Source organism: Parafrankia sp. Ea1.12 (assembly GCF_900465275.1).
GTDB classification, from domain to species: Bacteria; Actinomycetota; Actinomycetes; order Frankiales; family Frankiaceae; genus Parafrankia; species Parafrankia soli.
The window spans coordinates 1-2,331 of sequence record NZ_UBIZ01000658.1 but is presented as its reverse complement, the minus strand read 5'-3'; the positions used below and the strand labels follow the sequence as shown (position 1 = coordinate 2,331).

The following is a 2,331-nucleotide window of genomic DNA, read 5'->3' as shown; positions in this document are numbered from 1 at the left end:
GTGGTCGGGTCGTCCGGCCAGGGGTGGCGGGGGTAGCGGCCGCGCAGCTCCGAGCGGACCTGCGGGTAGCCCGTGCGCCAGAACGACGCCAGGTCACTCGTCACCGCCACCGGGCGTCCCGCCGGCGACAGCAGGTGGAGCACCAGTGGCGCGCGGCCGTCGGCGACGACGGGTACCCGCTCCCAGCCGAACACCTCGGCGATCTTCACGGCCAGCACGGGGCCGGCCGCGCCGCTGGTGCCGCTGTAGTCGAGGCGCACCCGGGAGCCGCTGGGCACCGCCACCCGCTCGGGAGCCAGCTCGTCCAGCCGGGCGGCCTGTGGCCAGGGCAGTAGCCGGCGCAGCGCGCGGCCGGCGTCGATGCGCTCGAGGTCGGCGCGGCGCCGCACGCCGTCGAGGTCCGGACCGAGCCAGTCGGGGGCGGAGTCCAGCAGGGCGGCGTCGGTGACGTCGGGCCAGGGGACGCCTAGCACCCGGTGGCAGAACGCGAGCCTGTCCCGCAGCGCGAGCGTGTCGGCGCTCCAGCGCAGCACGGGAAGACCCGCGTCACGCAGCCCGTCGAGCACCGCGGCCCGCAGCAGGGACGGGTCGGGCCTGTTCACCGGGCGCTCGGTGCGGATGATCGCGCCGAGACGCTCGAGTCTGCGGGCGACGATGTCGCCACCGGACCAGGCGACCTCGTCCTCGGTGCGCAGCAGCGCCGCGCCCGCCTCCCACGCGGTGGCCGCGTCGAGGGTGACGGCCAGCCGTACACGGGCGGACGTCCGGCCGGGCCCGCGGTCGGCGACCGCGATGGCGAGCCATTCCGCCCCGGTCAGCGCCGAGCCCGCGGTGAGCTCGGCGCCGGTTCCGCCGGCCATCAGATAGCTCGCCCCGCCGGGATCACGGGCCCGCGCGAGCCGTTCGGGGAAGGCGAGGCCGACCACGAGCCCCGCCGCGAGATCGTCGGTCATCCCACCCGTTCCCCCGGCCGCGGGCCCGGCAGGCCCAGCAGGCCCAGCCGGCCCGGCGGGTGTGGCGTCCGCGGCCGAGCGCAGCCGGCGGGCCTCCTCCCGCCAGCGGGCGGACGCGGCCCGGTCGGTGTCGTTGCGCAGGCGGCGCCACGCGGCGACGAGGTCGTCGGAGGGGCCGCCCACCGGGCCGTCCCCGGAGAGCATCGCCACGACCTCCGCGGCCCGCCGCGCGCCGACGGCCCGGGTGCCGTCGAGCAGTGCCCGCGCGAGCCGCGGATGGGCCCCGACCTGGGCGATCGAACGTCCTCGCGGGGTGACCCGGCCGGTCTCGTCGACAGCGCCGAGGGCCCGCAGCGAGGCCCCGGCGGCCTCCATCGCGCCGACGGGAGGGTCGCTGAGCAGCGGCAGGCCCACGCCGCCGGGATGGCCCCAGACCGCCAGCTCCAGCGCGAAGCCGGTCAGGTCGGCGACGCCGATCTCCGGTTCCGGCTGGGCGGGCAGCCGATCGTGCTCGGCGGCGGACCAGCAGCGGTACACCCGGCCTGGCGCCTCCCGGCCGGCCCGGCCCGCGCGCTGCCCGGCGGACGACCGTGACACCCGCACGGTGACCAGCGAGCCCAGCCCGCGGGCGTGGTCCATCCGCGGGGAGCGGGCCAGGCCGGCATCGACGACGACCCGCACGCCGGGCACGGTGAGGCTGCTCTCCGCGACCGCGGTCGCCAGGACGACCCGGCGACGCGGACCGGCGCGCAGCACCGCGTCCTGCGCTCCGCCGGCCTGGCGGCCGTGCAGGGTGAGCACGTCGACCGCGTCCCGGTGCCCGGCGAGCCGGCCGGCGACGGCGACGATCTCACCGGCCCCGGGCAGGAAGACAAGCACATCCCCGGACGTCTCCCGCAGCGCGCGCCCGACGGTCGCGGCGACGTGGTCGAGCAGCCGCGGGTCGACCCGCAGGCCGTGCGCCGGGGCGATCACCCCTGGTGGGGGCGCCCAGACAACCTCGACGTCGAACATCGAGGCGTCCGTCCCGACGACCGGCGCGGGCTGGCCGGGCGCGCCGAGCATCGCGGCCAGCCGCCGGGTGTCGGCTGTCGCGGAGGCGGCGAGCAGGAGCAGGTCGGGGCGCAGCGCCGCGCGGACGTCGAGCAGGAACGCGAGCGCCAGGTCCGCGTCGAGGTGCCGCTCGTGGCACTCGTCGAGGATGACCGCGTCGGTACCGGGTAGCTCGGGGTCGCGTTGCAACCGCCGGACGAGCACTCCTGTCGTGACCACCTCGACCCTGGTGGACGGCCCGACCCTGCGCTCGCCGCGGATCGTGTAGCCGACCGCGCCACCCACCTCGCCCCCGCCCACACCGCCGCGACCCACAGCATCAGCG

1 protein-coding gene is annotated in these 2,331 nt (G+C 78.0%); it reads right to left on the bottom strand.

Annotated features, from left to right (window positions below; all coding sequences use genetic code 11):
• Window positions 1-2,331, bottom strand: a 2,331-nt coding sequence (hrpB, locus tag FMEAI12_RS34605) for an ATP-dependent helicase HrpB (protein WP_112109266.1), incomplete at both ends; no start/stop codon positions are given.